The following is a 22,140-nucleotide window of genomic DNA, read 5'->3' on the forward strand; positions in this document are numbered from 1 at the left end:
GATATCATCCACCCAGATTGTCTGGCTTGATCCAAAGAATGGCCGTACTGAACCAGAGCAACATACCAAGGAGAAGCAGTTGGAAATATGTATCCTTAGACATCATTCCCTGGAACACCAACAGCGCCGGAACAAAAGAGATGGCCAAGCCAAAGTAGGAAATGAGTTGCAAAATTCGTTTGGCAGTACTGGTCATTGCTGCGTCTCCGTTGAAAAAGCTGTTGACGAAAATCGCTGCTGCAAAATACTACAAACCGTGTAGAGAGTTACTGCGATCACCCAGGCAGGCAACACCTGTGAGAACAAGTCCGCTTGATATTTCGCCAGCATCACAGGCAGACGGTCGTTAATCCAGCGAAAGCTTTCATAGTTGTCTTTTGCATAGAGTGCAAAGCAGATAGCAAAGGATCCGAACCAGCCCACCATCGCAGGCCAACTTACCAGGAGCCCCTCGCGTTCGGCAAAGTTGCGCACCAACCCCAAGCGCGGAAATAACCAGAAATCGATGAAGATGAATGCCCCCAACGGCATAAAGAACAGACCGTAGTAGGCCACGATACGGTCGAGGTAGTGGAGCACAGCAGGGATACAGGCGGTAATGATCATCACAACACCTGCGATCAACGTAACGATCCAGCGACGCCAGTTGGGTGTTGCAACCTGAAACGCGAGTCCCGCGCGATAGAGTGTGGGGTTGGCCGTGGTCCAACCTGCCAACACCACACAGACGATTCCGGCATAACCGGCACCAAGCATGGCGATATTGGCTGGTGTCGGGTTTGGTGCTCTTATTCCAGCGGCTATCTCTGAGTGGACAAACGCAGCACAGAGAATCCCTGAACAAATCCATGCCATGTAGTGCCCCAAAAACATACCGAATGCCGAGCAGAAACCCATTTGCCATTTCTTGGCATAACGAAAGATTGTCACATCTCCCATCCCCATGTGCTGACAGATATTGCAAAGCCAAGCCAGACCAACGCATGACCAGAAACCATATTGCATCTGTCCCTCCTGAGCGACGCCGGTCCAAATCTTTTGGTTGGCAACCTCCCAGAATTGACTCAAGTTGGTCACTCCGAGCGAGGGGAGGGATGCGATCGCACCTGCCAAAAAAACAAACGGCATCCAGGGTGCGACGACTTTGGCAAAATGGGTCAGACGCTCGAATCCCAAGACAGCCAACACGGCGATGACCGTTCCGACACCAACTGCGACCATGATCCATGGCAAGCTTGGAATGGTTTCCCCAGCAGCAAAATTTGGGCTGGGGATGCCCGCCGTCAAAGCGACCGCAGTGGTCGACACGTTGACCATTGAGCCAGCCAGCAGGCAAAGTATCAGCGCAAAAAGGCCCGAATAGAGAACCGTCAGATAAGGCCCTGCGATTTTTCGAATTTGCCAATAGACCGTGAGGCGCTCTTTAACGGCGATGGGTGCACACATCATGGCCCAACTCAACACCGCCAGTACATTTCCAAGAGCAAGCCCCACGAACACATCGAAAGCGGTGACACCATGAAGAACCAACAGCGTACCCAGCACAAACTCCGTTCCAGCGATGTGTTCGCTGGCAAACATCGCGATGAAGGTTCCCCACCCATAGAGATTGCCTTCCTTGACAGGTTCGCGGTCGAATTCATACAACGCGTCGAGTCGCTCGATCAGCGTAGGCGTATTAGTAGACTCCATCTACACACTCTCAATTAACGAACCGAACTTCCGGAAGTTCGCAACTATGAATACGAGTCACGGATTATTGATTGATACTTGCCATCGATTGGCTTATTGTTAGGGAAACCCCAGCGAGCAATCAATGTCTTATCCCAGAAAAGCCTGTTACCGATTCTTGATTCTGGCCACCCTAGTGCACCTCAGTTTTAGTGCATTGAGTACTCTTGCTGCAACACATGAGGTTGGACTTTATCGAATATTTGAAACTTGGATTGAAAATAACAACCCCTACGAGAATAAATTCAACGAAGCGGAACTTCGGTGCAAGTACACATCCCCTTCTACTCGAGATGTAGAGTTTTCTGGCTTCTTCGACGGCGACGGTAAGGGCGGCGGCGATGCAAAAACTGGCAACGTTTGGAAACTGCGGTTCCTGCCCGATGAGTTGGGCGAATGGAAATACAGCTGGTCCTGGAGTGATGAAACCCCGGGCGGGTCAGGCAGTTTCACATGTGTTTCTGCTGGAGCGGGCAAAGGCATTTTGCGGGCTTACAAAGAAAACCCTCAATGGTTTGCTTACAACGGCACCGAGCCTGTTTGGATCAAATCCTATTACGAAACGGGTCATGGTTCGATCGCTCAGCCTTTCGATTGGATCACTGAGAACGTCTACCAACCCATGGTAGACCGGGGCTACAACCATTTGCAAGTGAACTGGCTACTTTCGCTTTGTTGCTTCGGCCAATACTACCTTGACGGCCCGGAGCCCACCTCTCAGGACTTAGCGATCTATGAAGAGGGACGCGCATCGAGCACCATGCGGCTCGATGTGTGGCAAATGATGGAACGTCATCTTGGCTGGCTCAACGATCGCAACGTCGGCGTTCATATGTTCCTGGGTTTTGAAGGTCGCAAGAACGAAGGTCCGGCTTGGGACAAGCTGAGTGACGAAGAGCAGGATTTCTATGTTCGCTATGTTGTCGCCCGCGTCGCACCCTTCGCAAACGTCGCCGGCTGGAATTTTGTATGGGAAGATCCTGGTCACCGAGAAAGTCACGAGCTGGGACTTGCACGTCTCCTGGAGAAGTACGATGTGTTCAACCACTTGCGAACCTACCAGGATGAGCATCCCCGCGACAATGAATACCAGCGACCAGAGTATACGTTCGCTGCGATAGAAAATCATTTCATAGCAGCACCAGAGAAACCGCTAGATCAACTCTATCGCAAGACTCCCTGGACTCACCATCAGGCCTGTCTACTGGCATATGTGCCCGGCAAGCCGGTCTACATGTCCGAGGGCAATGCACTCTGGCGACGCTACTGGCACGAACGCACAGGAGCTACGCAAGATGACTTGCGTCAGGCGGCCTGGGGCTGCGCCACCGCAGGTGCATCCTTCTGCTGGAACGGCCATGCCAAAGAATACGAACTGGCAGTCCGCGGGCCCGAGGGGCTCCCATTCTACGGCGATGACAATCCCTTTACCGTGTCGGCCGAGTATATCGACATTCTCAGCAAAGCTATGACGGAGGAAGTCAAGTTCCATCGCATGACACCTCAGGATCATTTATTGACTCATCATGATCCATTCCGAGTCTGGTGCTTGGCGGAAGCGAGTAAGCAGTATGTCGTCTTTTCGTGTGCCGGTGAACCGTTTTGGTTGCATGTGGCCGAGGGTGACTACGCGAACAATGCGTGGATTGATGCTAAGACTGGAGAGCAGCGCCCGTTCCAGAAGTTGGCAGTAACCAAAAGTGAAGTCTCCACAGATTCCACGGATGAACGCCGTGTAGGAACTGGGGCGATAAAAGTCACTCCGCCAAATCGTGAGACTGACTGGGTCTTGATCTTACGCAGTAAAGAGTAGCTCCGGAGCAAGACGTGGGTAGCACCAGATTATAGCACCCTACGGACAGCCATCTGCCATTCGCAGTGAAGCGCGTCCGCCCTTACTTGTGACATCTGGGGAACATATTGCTCGTTCTCACGAGGTAGACCTGCTAGATCAAAAAGGGTTGAAACCTTACCTAGTCCCAGCAAACCCGCCATTGCGGCCCCCAACGCGGAGGACTCAGGTACGCTCGAAACATTCCAAGCTAGCTGAGTCATGTCGGCTGTAAACTGCATGAGAAACTTGTTCCGGGTAGGTCCTCCGTCAGCCTGCATCAGTTTGGGTTTTTTTCCAGACTCAGCACTGATCATGTCCAATACATCCCGGATCTGATAGCTTATGGACTCCAGCGCAGCTCGCGCAATATGTGCTTTCGTCGTATGCCCACTCATGCCCAGGATTGCGGCGCGTGCTTCTGCATTCCAATGAGGCGCACTCAGCCCCGCGAAGGCAGGAACCAGGTAGACTCCGCCGTTGTCCTCCACTTGATTGGCTAGCGTCTCGCTCTCTGCGGCATCCGCTATTAGTCCCAGCTGATCTTTGAGCCACGCAATCGTGGCAGATGAATAGTTGATGAGTCCTTCCAGGGCATAGGTGGGCCGTTTGTTGATGACCCAGGCCAACGCCAACACGGCACCTTGAATTGAGAGTTCCGAACGATTGCCCACATTAACCATCACCGACGTACCAGTTCCAAAAGTGGCTTTCCCCGTACCTGACTCGTAACACTGCTGGGCGAAGAGTGATGCTTGCGAGTCCCCCATCACGCCGCAAATTGGCACCTTTGAGTTGAGTACGCCATCCACATCTGTTTCGCCAAAGTGTGCATCACACTCACGCACCTCTGGCAGCGACCTCATTGGCACACCAAACATATCGCACAACATTTGGTCCCATTGCAGCTTGTGGACGTCAAAAAGCAACGTGCGGCTGGCATTGGTGTGATCGGTGGCAAACTCGCTACCTTGAGTCAGTCGATGGATGAGAAAAGCATCGATCGTGCCAATCACTGCCTCTCCAGAGTGCAGCTTGGCAGCAATCTCCGGTTTCTCGCGCATCAGCCAGGCAATCTTCGACGCTGGAAAATAGGTATCCAGTTTAAGACCGGTTCGCTCTCTAACGAACAGGTCATTTCCCTGCTGACTCAATTCTTCACAGATTCGCGCTCCCCGGCGGCATTGCCATACAATGGCATTATGCAGAGGTTTACCCGTTTGACGATCGAAAACAACAAACGTCTCCCGCTGATTAGCGATACTGAGGCCGATCAGGTCGTCAAGGATTGGACGTTTACGCTGCGCAAGTTGGTCAACGACTGCTCGGAGGTTCTTCCAGATTTCCTCGGGATCGTGTTCCACCCAACCGGCTTGGGGGTAGATCTGACGATGTTCGCAAGAGGCCTTGTCGATGAGGTGGCCTGACTCGTCGAACAGGATGGCCTTGGTCGCAGAAGTACTCTGGTCAATGGCGAGGATCAGACTCATGCAAGCGAACCTGAGTTTTCTAACAATTCGAGGGCAGTCTTCGCAAGTCCTTCCATCGAAACTCCATAGTGACGGAAAATATCGGCCTGGCTACCGGTTACCGTGTCTTCATCGGGAAATCCGACAATCCGCAGCGGCACCGCCACTCCTGCCTGCATCAAGACTCCTGCACAGGCCTCACCCAGGCCGCCATGAACTGAGTGTTCTTCAACGGTGACAACGGCCCGACACTCGCGACCTGCTTCGAGAATAGCATTTGCATCCAGAGGCTTGATGGTGTGCATGCTGACCACCTGAGATTGGATGCCTTCCTGGGACAACTTTTCTGCAGCGAGCAGGCAGTGAATCACTGTTTCGCCGGTGCCGATGAAAGCCACATCAGTTCCTTCGCGCAACTTGATTGCTTTTCCGACTTCAAACTTAGTCGCTGGAGTATGCAGATTAAACATCACCGCTTTACCAAAGCGGACATAGACTGGATGAGAAGCGGAAGCAGCCGCGCGAATTGCTTCGCGGGTTTCAAAATTGTCAGCCGGGACAAGGATCGTGATATTCGCGATTGCCCGCAATGCGGCCAAGTCGTGCAGGGAGTGGTGTGTGCTTCCCAAGGCACCATAACTCACCCCTGCGCTGATCCCAATCAAAGTGGCCGGGACATCGGAATAACAAACGTCGTTCTTGATTTGCTCCAGTGCACGAGCGGTTAAGAAACAGGCGGGAGAAACGCCAAAAGATTTCTTCTCTCCTGCGGCAAGTCCGGCCGTGATGCCAACCAGATTCTGCTCAGCTATGCCAACTTCAACGATTTGTTGCGGAAGCGCCTTGCCAAAGGGCCCCAGTTTTCCGGAACCCCGCGAATCGCTTGTCACGGCCAGAATCTGACGATCTTGTTCGGCAAGCTCCTGGAGCGTCGACGCGAATTCTTCAAGATTCGCGCGACCTTTCTTCAGGCCAAGTCGCGAAATAACATCTTGGGCAGCGGGGGAAAATAGGGAAGGAGCGGGGGCACTCATTACAACTCGCTTAATTCAATTGGCCTAAAAGGGTCGATTCCGCCTGAGTCAATTCGGCCTGGGCTATCTCGTATTGCTCTGGAGAGGGAACGCCGTGATGCCAACTGACCACATTTTCCATGAAGCTCACCCCCCTGCCCTTCACCGTGTTGGCAATCACCATGGTCGGTTTCCCGGCGGCGGGTTTGGCACTAAGAACCTCTGTGAGTGCTGCGAGATCGTGACCATCCACACTGACTACATACCAACCGAAACTGGCGAACTTTTCGTCGACCGGTTCATTACTACATACGTCATGGGTATGGCCAGTTATTTGCAGTGTATTGTGATCAAGAATCGCGGTGAGATTATCGAGCTCGTAATGAGCGGCACTCATCGCGGCTTCCCAGTTGGAACCCTCGGCTAGTTCCCCATCTCCCAGCAGAGTGAAAATTCGATGGCGTGCCCCGTCTAGTTTAGCTGCAAGTGCCAAGCCCACGCAAATCGGTAGTCCGTGCCCGAGGGCACCAGTATTCATCTCGATCCCAGGAACCTTGCGAGTCGGATGTCCGACGAAAGGCGATTGGTAGCGACAGAGCGTTTCTAGCTCCGCTTCCGGATAGAATCCTTGATCGGCCAGCACAACGTACAGGGCCTCGACCGAATGCCCCTTACTCTGGATATAGCGATCTCGGTCGGGCTGGTCAAAGTTATCCGGCGAGACATTCATTATCCGGTTGTAGAGCACATTGAGAATATCCACGCATGAGAGGCTTCCTCCTGTATGCCCTGCTCCAGCCTCAGTAATATAGCGCAAGAGCTTTTGGCGATATTGAATCGACTTGAGTTGTAATGCGTGGTCGGTCATTTTTTGCGGATATAAGTGCGTAAGTGAGTGAGCATTCAGTTAACAACCGGTGTTCTTGCCGTGCTCGTAAGTTTCCCAGCCAAGATAATTCTCGAAGGCCTCTTTCAGGACGCCTCCCGAATGCGAACCGGTCATCACCACATGGTGTTCGAATCCTTCTCGGCAAACATGTTGCAGTAGTTCTTGCAATCGGGGCACATGAGCTACGGCACGAGTGCCAAAAGTATCCAAGGGATCGTCCGTGAGTTCCCCTTCGCCAACATAGGCCCGAATTCGACCTTCGCAGTCAGCCGTGGATAGCCTCCCATACGTAAGCGGTCCCGCCGGGGTACGACCCTCCAATGCGCCGTAGGTGTTTTCGACTCCCAATGTGCTCCCCAAGATGGGCGCATTGGCGATTGTGATATCGGGCAGAAAACTCTTCGCCCAGTTGCCGCAGTGGAAGAGTGTGCATTTGTCTTCATCGTCGCCATAGTTGTTATTCCAATCGACAATCGCTGCAGGAGAATTCGCAGCGAGTTGCATGGCGTACATCGTAAGCACACCCAACACGTCAACTTCACAGGCACTGGGAAGAAAACTCTCGCTCATCATGCTCATCAAGGTGCAGACGTTGCAGCCAAGGTTCTGCTGCACTGAGGTCCAACACTGAATCGCAGTGGCGTCGATCGCGTTGGCTTCCATCCACCGTTCCAGAACCACTCCCAACTTCGCCATCTGGAGCAATTTTTCGGCGGGAACGCCTGGAGCAGGTGCATACGCCTTGATCGCGTCCAATTTCAAGCCGACAACATCTTCGTTGTCGTTGATTTGAGCCACCTGTGCGATAAACTCCGAGAGATCAACCGTTGTCACGCTAATGCCATGTCGCTCCAGGATCTTCTCGCTATAGCGGACCGTATTGAAAGCTCCCGGTCGAGCTCCTACGGCCCCGAGACGCACACCGCGCATCCCATTGACAACCCGACAGGCACCCACAAAGCGGGCAAGGTCCTTTTTGAAGTCTTCTGAACTTGGGTGCGTTACATGTTTTGTAGTTAGCGAAAACTTAATTCCCGATTGAACAAGATTATTGCACACCGAAATCTTCCCGCAAAATGCGTCTCGTCGCCGCTCGACTCCCAGCTGTCCCAGGTCATCGGGGTAAGCCTGCACCAGCACGGGTACGTTCAGCTTCGTCAGCTTGAGCACATCCGCGACTCCTTTTTCATCGCCGAAGTTGGGCAAGCAAACCAGCACTCCCTGGATATCGTCGCGATGACGGCGGAACAAATCGGCACACAGCCGAGCCTCGGCATGGGTTTCCACGCCACCGAGTTTGGTTTCTTCTGGCGACACCCAGATCAGGCGTATATTGTATTTCTCAAAAAGAGCAGTCAGATCGGCTCGCGCTTCGGTGATCAATTGATCAGGAAAGAAATCACGGTTGCCGATGATTACTCCGAGCGTGGTAGCAGTTTTTTGCATGAGAAAGACCTCGTAGAGCTCGTGAGGATCACTCTTCCGATCCAACGGGCTGATTTAACTTCAGTCCAGTGATTTTTAGGGCAACGGCATACTCTGATATCTGATCGTCGGGAAGTTCTACGGTCAAACCCCTTTTGTTCTGAGTCCACTGCGGCATCGCATCGGAACCCAAAAGCGTAACTGACTCGATCTTTCCAGCCGTTGTGGGAAGTGATTTTACGAGCAGCGAATTATTCCCTGGCCGAGCAAGAGCAATGGCATACAGAGTATCATTCTTGGTAGTGAAGCGAATATCCTCGCCACTGAAAGGTTGTCGCTTAGTATCCGCAAAAGAACCTCCCACCGCCAGCGTAGGCCCCTCACCAAATTTTTTCCAGGGTCGAGTTCCATAAATCGCCTCCCCATTCACTTGGAGCCAGTCACCGATCTTGCGAAGCATCTCCTGCTCAGGCTCAGGAATGGTGCCGTCGGCTTTCGGGCCAATGTTGAGCAGCAACGCACCATTTTTGCTGACAACATCAATCAGATCGTCGATGATGCTATCGACCTCTTTGTACTCATGGTTCGAGACGTAACCCCAAGAATTCTTGGAGACGGACGTATCTGTTTGCCAAAAGTCGGGGCGAATATCCGGGGCCAGGCCACGCTCAATGTCAAATACACCTGTTCCTTCCGGAAACGAGTGACCCTCCCATTCCTTGAAATCAATCGCCACTTGTTTGTTCCACTCCGCTCCGCGGTTGTAGTAATATGCGGCAAACCGTTGCAGATATGGCTGAAACACGGGTTGGCAAATCCACCAGTCAAAGTAAATCACTTCGGGCTGATATTTGTCGACAATTTCACAGGTACGTAACAGCCAATCATCGAGAAACTGTTTGTCCGGCATCTCGGCATGTGTCTCAGCAACACGCTTATTGTTCGCAGGCCCATAAAGGCTGCTGTTTCTGGCGTCCAAGACGTCGGAATCAATCAACATCCCTTGGTCAAAAAACCACCAATGCTCGGCACGGTGAGAGGACGCACCAAACACGATGTCCTGCTCACGTATAGCGCGGGCTAGCTCGCTGAGAATGTCCCGCTGTGGGCCTTTCTTCGCGACAGACCACTCTGTGAACTCACAATCATACATCGGAAACCCATCGTGATGCTCGGCTACGGGGATCACATACTTTACACCTGCCTCGCGAAATAGCTCGGCCCACGCTTGAGGATCGAATTGTTCGGCTTTGAATAGCGGAATAAAGTCTTTGTAGCCAAACTTAGCATGCGGACCATTCTTTTCGAGATGGTGCGCGTACTCGGGGGTCCCCTTCGAGTACATGTTGCGGGGATACCACTCGCTGCCAAATGCCGGGACTGAATATGGCCCCCAGTGGATGAAGATGCCAAACTTCCCGTCACGGAGCCAATCGGGGGTCTTAAAATCCTTTAAAGAATCCCATTTTGGCTGGAAAGGACCTTTCTGGGCAACTTCGTCGATGGCCGCGAGTCGCTTATCCGTTTCCACTTGCGGAAGCGCTGGTTCCACAGGTAGTCGCACATCATGAATCTGCTCGCTCCCTACTCGGATCAAGTATGACAACTCATCTCGTGAGATTTTGATAGCTGTACCATGTTTATGTCCTTCTGGAAATGCAACTTCTGAGTCGATGTTTGTGAATGATTTAAAATCGAGAGTTTTAACGGCCCCGTAGCTGTAATCCTGATAGGCATCGTAATAGATGACCCATTCATCACCGATTTTGAGAACCGTAGGTCCCTCGGTGAATTGTCGAGTGAAAGGTGGAGAAATATCTTCCCAAGGTCCGTGCGGGCTTTTCCCAAAAGCAACTCGCAAATTGCGTTCGGGGCGAGTGTTGTCCTTCAAAACCAACACGTAATCACTATCGTGTTTCACGATTTTACAGTCGATGACGCTGAAATCAGGATCAAGGAACAACTTGGTGGGAGAAAAAGACTTAAAGTCTTTGGTTGTGGTGTAGTACATCCTGTGGTTGTTGTCATGGTCTTCCTGGTAGTCAGGGAAACGCCCAGGAATTGTCGATGCCCAGCAGATGATGAACTGTTTATGAGATTCGTCGTAAAATAGTTCAGGGGCCCAAACGTTAACGGTGGTGGGTTCATGCTTCATGACGGGCACGAATTGCTGTGGTGCCCAATGGACAAGGTCGGCAGAACTTGAGTGCCCGAAACCCTGATCACCTTTCCAGCCGGTAGTCCAAACAAGATGGAAAGTACCATCAGGGCCACACAGGAGGCTGGGATCGCGCATTAATTTGCTGTCGCCGACGAGCGGTTTCAAGAACTTGCCGGGGACATTGGTCCACTTTAGTCCGTCAAAGCTATAGGCGAAGCGCAAACCATCCTCACCATTCCCACGAAACGTGGAAAAAAGGTAAACGTCTTCCTGTTGGTCTGCTTCTGGCTCTTCGGTTGCAATAACCGCCGATGTTGTACAAAGCAGTAGGCAGGCAATCGCCAGCAGCGATATCCGTGTCAACCTAAGAGAATAAGAAAAGATCATTATTCGCTATGGCCGTTGGTAGCCATCCACTGGAGGTATTCTTCGATATTGGTGTAACCATCGTCATTCGCGTCACCATTTGAATCCGTTAAATCGTTGGGTGGCGAGTTAGGATTGAGTCCCTGGCGCTCTTCCCACCAGTTCGGCATCCCATCACCATCGGTGTCCCAATCAGCAGAGCGATGTGTCTCAGGATAGTCTTCCCAGCCTCCAACGTCTTCTTGAGAATCTGGCAAACCCGGATACCCTGTGACACTCCCCTCGTATGTCGTCGTCCCAGAGCGAGTCTCTTCGATCACCCGTTTGTCGTGATCGTCTAGAACAGGGCGATTACAACCTACATCAGACAAGACGTCTTCAAATGTTTCTTCTGCGGAATTCGTTGACACGTACGACTCGAAGAAAGGCTCTTTGACAATCCAGTTCTCTTGCGGCTCGCCATGTCTTTCGAACACACCTGCCAACTCTTGGCTGGCATCGAATCGACCTTCCATCACGTTACCATCGACATAATACATCTGCGGTCCAAAGCTGGGTACGGCCTCACGCTCAGCCATAAGGACGTGGAAAACCTTAGTCGATGCGCCAGGCTTGTAGTAGTTGTTGACGAAGTTGACCTCGCGTGCCCCGCCATCGGTCGTTCGGTGGCTCCAGTTGTAAACAACATTGTTGCGGATATCGAGACGCCCGGCATGCCTAGTTGCCTTGTCGAGCCCTCCCGCCAGGCTCCAGTTGCGTCCAGCACAGTGTGCCAACAGATTGTGATGAAAACTGCCGATGTCGCCGCCGATGCTGGCCGCGTAGCCGTGCTGCGTCCCTTTTTTGTACTTCTTGTGACCTGCAACATTCAGAGCTTCAGAAATCAGGGTACGCTGCAACGTAATGTCCTTGGCTCCTCGGGAACTGAATGCCTCGTCTTGCGTCCAGCTAATCGAACAATGGTCGACGATGCTGTTGTCGCAGCTTGCCATTCCCATGCCGTCCAAAGTAACGCCCGCCGTATCGCCAGGGCGAACCCTTAAGAATCGCAGGATGCAATCATTTGCCCCCAACAGCCCCAGGTTGTAATTCGAGATGCAAATCCCTTTGCCAGGAGCGCTTTGACCTGCCAGAGTTAGATACGGGTCTCGAATGATAAGCCGGTCTTGAAGAATAATGCGGCCACCGACGTCAAGAACTACGGTCCGAGGTCCTTTTGCTTCGACTGCCGCACGCAGGCTGCCCGGCCCGCTATCGTCAAGATTATTGACCTTGATCACACGGCCACCACGACCGCCAATCGCGAAGCGACCGTAGCCCTCCGCTCCAGGAAACGCGAGGTGGCGAACCCGGAAATTCCAAACATCGCCGCGAGTCACTTTGCCAGCACTATCAACCGAATCTACTCGCCAGCAGTAGACTAGCTGACTGGCTTTGGGGTCGACTGTCAAGTCGTAGCCGTTGTCACTTGTGCTACCGAGCAAAAACTCAGAATTTTCCACTGCGTTTGCAATTTTCTCTGCTGCTCGGTCGGCATCTTTATCGGAAGCCACATATACCAAGTGCTTTTTGGATGATGCCGCCGGTTTCCAAGTTAGGTGAAGCTGACCGTTATCGCCGTCAGCGTGCCAATCACCATTTTCGGGTGTAGGTACTCGCGCCTTGCGCTTAGGATCTGAACCGTCAATCTCGATTCCGTTGAGAATCACACAGTTTTTGCTCCCAGATTCGACGGAGATTCTAATCACTACGGGTTGACCTGGTTTGGTTTCGAATTCCAGATAGGCGCTCTCCGCATCTTCGTTGACTGGGACACGCAACGTTGGCTTTATGCCTTGTATCACCTTTTCACCATCTATAGAGATGGAGTAAGAACCAACAGCGCCGTCAGTCACAGCGTTATGATAGGTGACGAGAGAATGGCGACCCGGATTCAAACCATCGAGTTCTAGCACGATGGTTGCAGGCTCCCCTTCTTCACTCTGGACGGCAACTCCATCGGTCGCCATCGACGCCCCGGTCGCCAAAGCAGCTTTGTACCATTGGCCTTCGATCACTTCCCCCGCGCCCGCGGGGTGCAACATGACTTGAACTTCTCCGAAGATTTTCGCTGCCACAGTTCCATTGGGAACCTGCCATTCTTCCCACCCTAGAGTCGCAGTGTCGCTGCGACCCGTGTCCATGCCTAAATCAATTCGCGAAGGGGTAACCGCGTAGGCTCTCTCACAAATGGTTGTTTCGATCAGGACTAGAACCATGATCGACCCTACCCCGCAGATTGCTTGTATGAGTTTCATTGAGACACCATTGCTCGGAATCGGGAGCTTGTAGATAAGCCGTTTCAAGAGTGGATGGCAGTCAGCTTGAATTCAAACCAATACCATAACTTAGACAGACTTATATAAAATAACGCCGATTTACCTTGCATTCAGCGAGCGTTTCTTGCAAAAAATGTCCGGCACTTTGCATTCTAGCGTTTCGAGAGATCCGGTACTTTTTCAACGGCAATCCCCTTTTGACAATTATTGCAATAGATCTACGTGGAAAGCAGATTGTGCAATTTCTAATGGAATAAGACTATCCAAGAAGGCATTGCCAAACCCTACTCGGAATACGGCACTTCGAGTTGCGTGATTTTGGTGATCTATTGCAGTTCAGTCCGCTTCAACGCAAACCACTTGATGTCTATCATTAAGTTAAGGTGCAAATCTACCTAGCCGCATTCTGAACACCTTTTTTTTGGCAAACATCTCCCATTGAATTCTTATCTTGAGAGCCTCTATATCCAATGAGATTGACTCTATCACCCGTGAATAGTCCCTTGTGTCCGGGCACGATACCTGCGCTGATTCAATTCGTCTTATCCATCCTGTTTTCGGCTCAGTATCCCTTGGCGATGGCGCAGCTACCGGCTTTCCCCGGAGCTGACGGAGCAGCAGCAAATGCCGTCGGTGGTCGAGGCGGTATCGTGTATCACGTCACAAAGCTGAATTCTGCACTCGACGATTCGGCAAAAAACGATTTCGGCACGATTCGTTACGGATTGAATAATAGTAACTTTCCTGCTGGACCCCGAACAATCGTCTTCGATGTGGGCGGTGTATTTGACCTCGGACGTGGGCCACTCTCGGCCTATCCAGAGTGGGATGCCAACGGCAATGGCTGGGATGCGCAATCGAGACTCACCATCGGAGGCTCTAACGTTACGCTCGCCGGGCAGACTGCTCCTGGTGCAGGCGTCATTTTTATGGGAGGAGGCCTCAAGCCTCAAGGGAATAATAACATCATTCGTAATATAACTGTTGCATCTGGCTATGGCATGCGGAATTGGTGGAAACCAGGCAACCCATTTCCGCAACAGCCCCCCCCGCAACCGAGCAGTCTCGGCCCTGGGATTTTCCCCGATGCCACGGTTTACGATGCGATGGACATCTCGGGGACGAATCTGATGATCGATCACGTAAGCACCCTCTACGCTACCGACGAGACGATCTCAATGAATGAAAATTCGTTCGACATCACGGTCCAATACAGCAATATTTCTCAAGGCCAGAATTACCCTCAGTGGGATGCCGAAGGTGCAGGCAGGTTCACGGGCCACGCACTTGGATCACTTTTGACGGCCGGCCCGGGTGCCGCAATCAGTTTCCATCACAACCTCTACGCACACCAGAAATCACGAGTACCTCAGACCGGGGGTAACGCTGCCTACTATGATTTTCGCAACAACGTTTTCTACAACTGGATGGGAACTGCTGGTGCCATAAACAGCCCAACACTCGCCAACCTAGTCGGCAACTTTTACCTTGCGGGCCACGGTGGCGATGATCCCATCGGAGGCCAAAACACAGGGATCACGACGGTGAACGGTGGTACGAGTGTCGTGAGTGGTAATAGTAGGATATATCGCCAAGGCAACCTACTCGACACGAACCGAGACGATGATCCCGATGACGGGACGACAGTCTCAGGCGGTGCCTCCAATCCCCTTTGGTCCGGTGGCGTATCTACTTATGTTGGAACAACCGACACTGCGCGCGATGCCTTTGATCGTGTGCTTGACTATGTGGGAGCAAATTGGTGGACTCGCGATGACGTGATCGATACACCAGATGAGCGGATCATCAATGAGGCCCGCACAGGTACTGGCAAGATCATGGCTTGGGCCGACGACCCTTGGAACAACGATCCTAATGAGGGAGTGGAGTGGCGAGCGTTGAAGAACTCTCCCCAAGTCAATCGGGCTGTCAATTGGGACACCGAAGCCAGCATTGGCTTCGGTGTAGGAGACGGGATGCCAACCTACTGGGAGTTGGAACACGGACTCGACCCGAATGCACGCGATGATACGGGCGATTTCGACAACGATGGATATACAAATCTTGAAGAATACCTCAACGACATCGCAGCCTGGCCAGCACCTAATGCGATCGTCTTCAACAATGCGAACACAGACGGTCGATATGCCCACATCCTCAATTGGGATGCCAATCCTGATCCTGGATCAGTTCATCCTTGGCAGCCATCAAGTTATGACATGGCGATCATTGACAATGGTACCGTGACAGTTGATTCAGTTGGACAACACGCGGGTAATCTTCTCCTGGCTACCCATTCTGGAGACAACGCTACGCTTAACATTACGAGCGGCTGGATCAAAGTGGAAGATGCACCTCATGGAATGAGCGATGGCATGACGGTGATCGGCGACGACAATGCAGCTACCGCCAGGCTCAATCTCTCCGGCGGCAAGCTTACCACCAAGGTATTGCTGAAAGGAGACGGTGGCACCTTCGACTTCACCGGCGGTACCCTGAGCGCAGAAACAGTTGGCTTTGATCTGGTTAACGATGGCGGCGTGATTTCACCTGGTGCGAGTGCTGGATTCACCCATGTTATGGGGGACCTGACAATCAACAGTGGCTCCTTGCAAATCGAAATCGGAGGGACGAGCTCTGGAGCATATGACCAGCTCGTAATCGACGGCATGACGACGCTTGGCGGCGCGCTGGATGTCTCGCTCATCAATGGGTTTTCATTGGGACCTGACTCAATCTTCGATATCCTGGACATCACGGGCTCTCGCACCGGTGAATTCGCTGGTCTCGGCGAAGGCTCGCTCGTTGGCAACTTCGGGCAGAACTTATTTATCACTTACAACGCCGGCGATGGCAACGACGTAGCACTTTACACCCTGGCAGTGATTGAAGACGATTTTGACCAGGATGGTGACGTCGACGGAGCCGATTTCCTCGTCTGGCAACGGAACCCCAGCGTGGGCGACCTCGCCGACTGGCAAGCCAATTATGGCATGCCGGCTTCGACTAGCGCTTTAGCAGTACCTGAGCCGTCTTCGCTGGTGTTAATTTCACTCTTAGCCTCGTGTGTTGCTCTGACCCTCAATCGAAGTTAGCGCGTTACACGTCTAAACAAACGGATAGTTTATGGTCTGTAACATGTAATTCAATTGGCATGGAAGCCATTGGTGCTTCAAGAATAGTAACAACCGGGAGTCAGGAGTGACTCCACATAGATCCACTTAAAGAATCCCGAAGAAGATGAACGGAGAGACGTTGCCCTCGTCAACACCTGACTCCAGCCCAGACGTCCTGTTAGCCTTGGATCCGATCAGCCTCGGCGAGATGGATTCTCATGCGCTGATGAATCGGATTGATACGAAGTATGTCCTGAGCGCCGGGCATCTACAAACATTGCTGGAATCTGTGGGGACTTACTACCGTGTGCTGAGTGTCGACTCGGTTCGCCTTTCAACTTACAACACTTTGTACTTTGATACGCCAGACTACGAGTGCTATCTGCAGCATCACAATGGTAAGCTGAACCGTCGCAAGATCAGAATTCGCCAGTACCAATCTTCAGGTGCGTGTTTTCTAGAGGTGAAAGCCAAAAACAACAAGGGTCGCACCAAGAAACAGCGGATTCCAATTGCAGGTTTTGAGGACTCACTTTCATCTTCATCGAAAGACTTTATCGAAATGGTTACCGGTTCCCGTTTCGACTTGACTCCCCAACTGCAAAGTTCGTTTTCCCGCATCACTTTGGTCAATCGCCAACAACCGGAACGCGTTACACTCGATCTCGGCCTGGAGTTCAGGCATCGCGACGAGCGGCGAGATATGCCGAATATTATTATCGCAGAAGTTAAACAGGAATTCGACGATCTCCGCTCGCCCATGCGAGAATACTTTCGCAGATTACACATTCGACCAATGCGACTCAGTAAATACTGCCTGGGCACGGTGCTCCTCAAGCCACATTTGAAATACAATCTCTTTAAATCTAAATTGACTGCAATTTGCAAGATTGCCTGAAATCTACATGAATACAGACATCACGTTGTTGACTGAAAGCGAAATGGGTATGGAACTCTTTGAGGTCCCGATCTTTGACGACGATGTATTCAAATTGCTCTTTCGGTATTTGGTTAATTTTGTAGTAGTGATGATTATCGTGCGATTCATTTACTACAAGAATACCAATAGCAAAGACTACCTGTTCACCTTCTTCATGATCAACACGTTGGTCTTCTTCATATGCTTTACACTTAAGAAATTTGATCTAGGTTTGGGAATGGCTTTAGGGTTGTTCGCCATCTTTGGGATTTTGAGGTATCGCACCAGTACTATCCCGATCAAAGAAATGACTTACCTCTTCATGGTCATCGGGGTGGGCGTGATTAATTCGCTTGCGAACAAGAAGATGAGTTATGCCGAGTTAGCTATCACAAATCTTTGCATCATTGGTCTGTCCGCCGCGCTAGAGAACATCTCTCTTTTCAAGCGAGAAGTACGGGAGACGATTCTTTACGAAAAAGTGGATTTGATTCGACCTGAGAAGCACGCCGATTTGGTGGCCGATCTTCAAGAGAGAACGGGATTAAAGTTGAGCCGCCTAGAACTGGGAGAGATCAACTTCTTGCGAGATACGGTTTCTATCGACCTATTCTACTACCCCCATGAACAAGCCCCGCCGCGGGAAGACTGCATCGAAGTTACAATGAGGACTCAAAGAGAATAACAAAAAGAGTTTGTGACGAGCTACGAAATTGCTGGCATGAATCAAAATCTAGATCAAGAATGTTTATATGCAGACGCGAATAAGAACTAGTAGGGTGCACGTGCAGAGTTCCTTGTCAGACCGCGAGGAACGATCTCTAGCCAGCCTGCAAGATAGAAAGGGGCACAACAGCCTCCTACAGCCCCAACAAGGTTTTACTTTAGTGGAGTTGCTCACTGTCATCGCAATTATCGGAGTCCTCATTGCTCTATTGATCCCAGCCGTTCAGGCGGCCCGGGAGTCTTCGCGGCGGACTCGTTGCACAAATAACTTGAAGCAACTCGGTATCGGTCTTGCCGCTTTCGAGTCGACAAATGCCAGATTTCCAGCGGGGCAGCGTTGGTCGGCACCTCGATCGGAGCCTGGGAGTTATGCTATTGCCTGGTCGGCGGTGCTACTGCCACAAATCGAGCAACGTGCGATCGCCGACTTAATCGACTTTCGATTCCCCCTAACCGATCCACGTAATTTTCCAGCTACTAGCCAGATCATAAGTCTCTACTTGTGTCCGAGCACGTCTCTTGTTGAGTCGCATCGTTCGGAGTCCGGTCACCTGTTTAATCTGGGTGCCATTCAGGGAGAGGGATTGGCTTGTCTCGACTATCTAGGCATCTCCGGTCCCGACAAGAATGCCAAGAATCCGTCGAATAATTTGAAATATGGACGGCAGCGTGGCATCCTGATCGGAACCAAAGGTTTTCCCGACAGCGACAAACTCACCGATCCTCCTCCCATTCGAACCAAGGACGTGACCGATGGTCTGTCATACACCACTTGGCTTACAGAATGTACTGGGCGTGGCGCTGACGAGAAAAAGGGGAATGTCGATGCGATCCACGGAGCCTGGGCCTCTGGTAACAACGTCACTCACATAGACAGCGGCATCAACGACGAAAAGCTCCCGCAGGCCTGGCACAATGAAAGAATCCGCTCCGATCATCCTGGAGGCGCCCAATTCGCCATGTGTGACGGTTCAGTTCACTTCCTATCCGACACGATCAGTAAAAAATTGATTCGCGCGCTTTGTTCCCGCAATGGTGAAGAAGTGTTTTCAGAATCTCCTTTCTAGGAGTCCCAGGAAATGACGGACTCAAAATCTTTTGCGCGTATAAGTGAATTATGCAACGGTCGCGAGGTTGCGAAATTTCCTGATTATCAGTCAGGCAATGTGACTCGACTGAACGCACTCGTGCCACCTACCTTGATCGCTGTCATAGCTCGCCGTCATTAATTGCGCCAAAGCTTGACCAGACCAAGGGATCGACGTCAAAGTTCCAAGTATCTACCGATCCATCGCATTTCGCAAGGTTCACCCCCGCCGTATGAGCGCTGCAAAATCGCTCCTTGAAAAGGGCTCCCTTTTTATCCTGCTGCCCGTTCTTAAGATCGTACTCAGTGTCACGTTTCGGCAGAGAAATGTTGTTACAGACGCGGACGCTGTCAAAATCGTAGCCGGTGTACATCGAGCCATCGTCTCCCGGATTGTCAGCGGCCATCTTGTTCGCTGCGTTATCGGCAGCGGCGTCCACAGTCACAAGATCGTAATACAATTCGTAAAGCCATTTTTCGCCGGTTAGAAAAGTGCTGAAGGTACCGTCGGTAATCTGACGCATTTGGACGCCATTGTGGTCGCCGACGATCCCATTCCAGTATTTATCCATCCAGGCTTGTTTGTTCATCCAATTGCAGTTGGGATACTTCTCGTAACAATCCGAAGTAACAAACTCAAAATCTGGAGAAGGCCACGAAACACGATTTATATGGATATTATTTCCCCCGTTGGCAGCGTAGTCAGTCTTGGCAGCCAACTGGAGTGCTTTGAAATTCCAGGCTACCAAATCCATGGCGGGATAAAACCGGGCCGGCCGCCGACTTGGGCAGTGAAACATTGGTGTCACCGACTTGCCTATCTCAGATAGCGAGGATCTCAAGTCGTCCCCTGTCTGGCCCAGGCCGATACTAGCAACCGGCTGCTGCTCCAGATATGGGAGTGACTGGTAGATCCATCCTCCCGGCTGCCTAGGACCGGTGCCAACATTGGGATCACCGATCCAAGCGGAACTCCAGCCTCCAGCAGGGAAACTCTTGTGTGCAGTTTCATAATGTAGCATTGCCATGCTAATTTGGCGAAGGTTGTTCTTGCAACGCATAATGCGTGCCGACTCGCGAGCCGCCTGGATCGCCGGTAGCAAGAGTGCGACCAAAATACCAATGATTGCAATCACGACCAGCAGTTCCACTAGTGTAAAATCTCGCTGCTGCTTCGTCGCTATTGTTCTTAGTCGTGTCATGGACAGAGATCTTTCCACTGCCAACTGTGCACCACGCATCGAATAAGACCTGTTATCATATTAAAATAGATGCTCCTGAGAAGTAAACAGTTGCTCAATCCGGCTGACCGCGCATGCACGAATTGTGGTAGCATGCAAATAAAACCTAAAGAAGCTAAAAATACGCAATCCGGCTCTGGGACTGCGGTCAGCGTGATCACTAAACTCGAACCATACTCACGCTGCCAGATTAGAAATTCTTTTCCATCGACGCTGCCATCCAGAGTTGCATCACCATTGGCAAGTGTGGCTCCGGTAGTCGTACCATATCCTGCTTTCCAAATAGTCAGATCATTCATGTCGACCATTTGGTTGGCGTCAAAGTCCGCGGAAAAAGCTGAGGCAACTAGCAAGTCTTGGCTTGCATTGATTGTCGAACCATCGACTGGTCCTAGCCCTAAAAGTTGGAGTGCCAAATTACCGGTGTCGCCATTCCGTATAGGCTGACCAATGGCGGTATAGCTAGGGCGCCCTGTGCCAGGATTCAGTCGAGAATTAGGATTCAATACATAGAGGTCAGCACTTGGCGCTACGCCTGAGCCCCATACGAGTACAGGAATAGTGTAATTTGCACGAGTTGTTGCAGTCCCGTGCCCAGTTCCCGTCCCACCATGGTCAGCAGTAAGAATGATGATCGTATCATGACTTACGTATAGGATTGACTTCGACCAGATCAAAAACATCACCCAGATAGCCATCGATTAGCTCCACCGAACTATTCCAGGATTCTGATTCCCATCCCCCACTGTGCCCGATACTATCTGGCAGAGCGTAATGCAGGAACGAATAGTTGTATTCATTCGCTGCCATATCGCTCAAATAATTGGTGTGCATTAAGCTCACCAAATTACTGTCCACTATTCCGAATTCCTCTGTTATCAGGTGGGTGCCGATTTTATCACGACCATTATCAGGACCCGTGATGTCTAGAGCACCAGTAGCCGTACTGTAACTTTGAACGTAAAGGGAAAACTTGTCTTTCGAGGCATATAGGGCAGTCGATAGTCCGTTGTCATGTACTACGTCAAAGATACTAGAGACATACGGAAGATTCGGGTTGCCTGAGTCGTGCAAAGTTGACGAATCCGAAAAAGTCCCATCGCTAGTGTAACCATGGTGTGTTGTGTTAGTAGCCCCGACGGGCTGCTCGACTGGCCGACCGGTAAGCATAGAAGTGTGGTTTGGCAAAGTATTGGTGTAGGTATAGTCGGTGCGCGCATTGAACGTAGTAGCCCCTTCATCAACAAACCGTTTGAATTTGGGGTGGTCTAAAGGCGAAGTATTGATGTTCGCTTCGAGCAGATCTACACGCAATCCATCGACACTAATGTGTATGACATGGATTACTGCGGAAGCAGAGCGCGACAACATAATCATGGAGAGACATAATAGCAATCCAATCAAAGCTCTTCGAATCGTCGACTGAATTCCAAGCACGGCATGCCTCATGGATCGCAAAGATCCATTAAAACTAGGTAACACGAGTTAGTACGATTGAGTAGAAAATAAAAACGTTAAGGCCATTATGCCAACAAAAAAGATTCAACGCACGTTTACTTTGTGTTGGGTGCCCGTATCTGCCTAGCTTGGTGTAAGCGGTCGTTTATTTATTCGGTCTCTAAAGCAGCGATCTGGGCAACATCTTGCACGCGCGAGGCTAATTAACGCAAGTCAGCTCCGAAGTTTCTTTTTAGTAGAAAGAGTGATTGGCATTTCCTTGCCGCCAATGAATTCATTGATTATAAGAAACTACTCACGGAACACATCTTTTCTGTTGCCGTCCAAGTTTGACGGCTCACTGCCCTTTCGCTGCTTCCAACGGTCAATCTACATCCTGAGAGTGCTAAA

General features: G+C 51.3%; 16 protein-coding genes. 5 read left to right on the forward strand and 11 right to left on the reverse strand.

The features are described 5' to 3' along the window. Positions 1-4: 4 nt before the first annotated feature. A complete protein-coding gene (locus Pla144_RS11925; RefSeq protein ID WP_146450894.1) occupies positions 5-196 on the reverse strand; it encodes a hypothetical protein in 192 nt (63 codons plus the stop codon). Continuing rightward, entirely contained in the window at positions 193-1,692 is a 1,500-nt protein-coding gene (locus Pla144_RS11930; RefSeq protein ID WP_146450895.1) for a purine-cytosine permease family protein, read from the reverse strand. Before Pla144_RS11930 ends, Pla144_RS11925 begins: the two co-directional genes overlap by 4 nt. 124 nt (positions 1,693-1,816) lie before the next feature. On the opposite strand from Pla144_RS11930, the gene Pla144_RS11935 reads away from it, so the two are divergent. After that, a complete protein-coding gene (locus Pla144_RS11935) occupies positions 1,817-3,544 on the forward strand; it encodes a DUF5060 domain-containing protein (protein WP_146450896.1) in 1,728 nt (575 codons plus the stop codon). 29 nt (positions 3,545-3,573) lie between these two features. Here the strand turns inward: Pla144_RS11935 and Pla144_RS11940 are convergent, their stop codons facing one another. From Pla144_RS11940 to Pla144_RS11965, 6 genes are read right to left on the reverse strand one after another with little or no spacing between them, the layout of a single operon-like run. Further along, positions 3,574-5,052 (reverse strand): FGGY-family carbohydrate kinase, encoded by a 1,479-nt coding sequence (locus Pla144_RS11940; protein ID WP_146450897.1) that lies wholly within the window; start codon positions 5,050-5,052, stop codon positions 3,574-3,576. After that, entirely contained in the window at positions 5,049-6,065 is a 1,017-nt protein-coding gene (locus Pla144_RS11945) for a transketolase family protein (protein WP_146450898.1), read from the reverse strand. The genes Pla144_RS11940 and Pla144_RS11945 overlap by 4 nt, the downstream gene beginning before the upstream one ends. Positions 6,066-6,075: 10 nt before the next feature. Continuing rightward, positions 6,076-6,912: a transketolase gene (locus Pla144_RS11950; protein WP_146450899.1), complete on the reverse strand. Its 837-nt coding sequence runs from the start codon at positions 6,910-6,912 to the stop codon at positions 6,076-6,078. A gap of 39 nt (positions 6,913-6,951) precedes the next feature. Continuing rightward, positions 6,952-8,379 carry an L-fucose/L-arabinose isomerase family protein gene (locus Pla144_RS11955; RefSeq protein ID WP_146450900.1) on the reverse strand — a complete coding sequence of 476 codons (1,428 nt, stop codon included), beginning with the start codon at positions 8,377-8,379 and terminating at the stop codon, positions 6,952-6,954. A gap of 28 nt (positions 8,380-8,407) precedes the next feature. Continuing rightward, positions 8,408-10,906: an alpha-L-fucosidase gene (locus Pla144_RS11960; RefSeq protein ID WP_197530614.1), complete on the reverse strand. Its 2,499-nt coding sequence runs from the start codon at positions 10,904-10,906 to the stop codon at positions 8,408-8,410. After that, positions 10,906-13,182, reverse strand: coding sequence for a pectate lyase family protein (locus Pla144_RS11965; protein ID WP_146450901.1), 2,277 nt, complete (start codon positions 13,180-13,182; stop codon positions 10,906-10,908). Before Pla144_RS11965 ends, Pla144_RS11960 begins: the two co-directional genes overlap by 1 nt. A gap of 491 nt (positions 13,183-13,673) precedes the next feature. Between Pla144_RS11965 and Pla144_RS11970 the strand changes: the two genes are divergently transcribed. The 4 genes from Pla144_RS11970 (at position 13,674) to Pla144_RS11985 (ending at position 19,031) form a co-directional block, all read left to right on the forward strand. Then, a complete protein-coding gene (locus tag Pla144_RS11970; protein WP_146450902.1) occupies positions 13,674-16,298 on the forward strand; it encodes a hypothetical protein in 2,625 nt (874 codons plus the stop codon). 145 nt (positions 16,299-16,443) lie between these two features. Further along, positions 16,444-17,217, forward strand: coding sequence for a polyphosphate polymerase domain-containing protein (locus Pla144_RS11975; RefSeq protein WP_146450903.1), 774 nt, complete (start codon positions 16,444-16,446; stop codon positions 17,215-17,217). A gap of 7 nt (positions 17,218-17,224) precedes the next feature. Next, positions 17,225-17,923, forward strand: a complete 699-nt coding sequence (locus Pla144_RS11980) for a DUF4956 domain-containing protein (protein WP_197530615.1) — start codon at positions 17,225-17,227, stop codon at positions 17,921-17,923. 112 nt (positions 17,924-18,035) lie between these two features. Continuing rightward, positions 18,036-19,031, forward strand: a complete 996-nt coding sequence (locus Pla144_RS11985; RefSeq protein ID WP_197530616.1) for a DUF1559 domain-containing protein — start codon at positions 18,036-18,038, stop codon at positions 19,029-19,031. A gap of 142 nt (positions 19,032-19,173) precedes the next feature. Here Pla144_RS11985 and Pla144_RS11990 read toward each other — a convergent pair whose 3' ends face one another. The 3 genes from Pla144_RS11990 to Pla144_RS12000 are packed head-to-tail and all read right to left on the reverse strand — an operon-like array spanning position 19,174 to position 21,663. Beyond that, positions 19,174-20,253: a DUF1559 family PulG-like putative transporter gene (locus Pla144_RS11990; protein WP_197530658.1), complete on the reverse strand. Its 1,080-nt coding sequence runs from the start codon at positions 20,251-20,253 to the stop codon at positions 19,174-19,176. Continuing rightward, complete coding sequence (locus Pla144_RS11995) at positions 20,250-20,990, reverse strand: hypothetical protein (protein WP_146450906.1); 741 nt, start codon at positions 20,988-20,990, stop codon at positions 20,250-20,252. Before Pla144_RS11995 ends, Pla144_RS11990 begins: the two co-directional genes overlap by 4 nt. Further along, positions 20,932-21,663 (reverse strand): alkaline phosphatase family protein, encoded by a 732-nt coding sequence (locus Pla144_RS12000; RefSeq protein WP_231936320.1) that lies wholly within the window; start codon positions 21,661-21,663, stop codon positions 20,932-20,934. Before Pla144_RS12000 ends, Pla144_RS11995 begins: the two co-directional genes overlap by 59 nt. Positions 21,664-22,140: the final 477 nt, after the last annotated feature.

Origin of the sequence: Bythopirellula polymerisocia, assembly GCF_007860015.1 — a bacterium.
Taxonomy (GTDB): domain Bacteria; phylum Planctomycetota; class Planctomycetia; order Pirellulales; family Lacipirellulaceae; genus Bythopirellula; species Bythopirellula polymerisocia.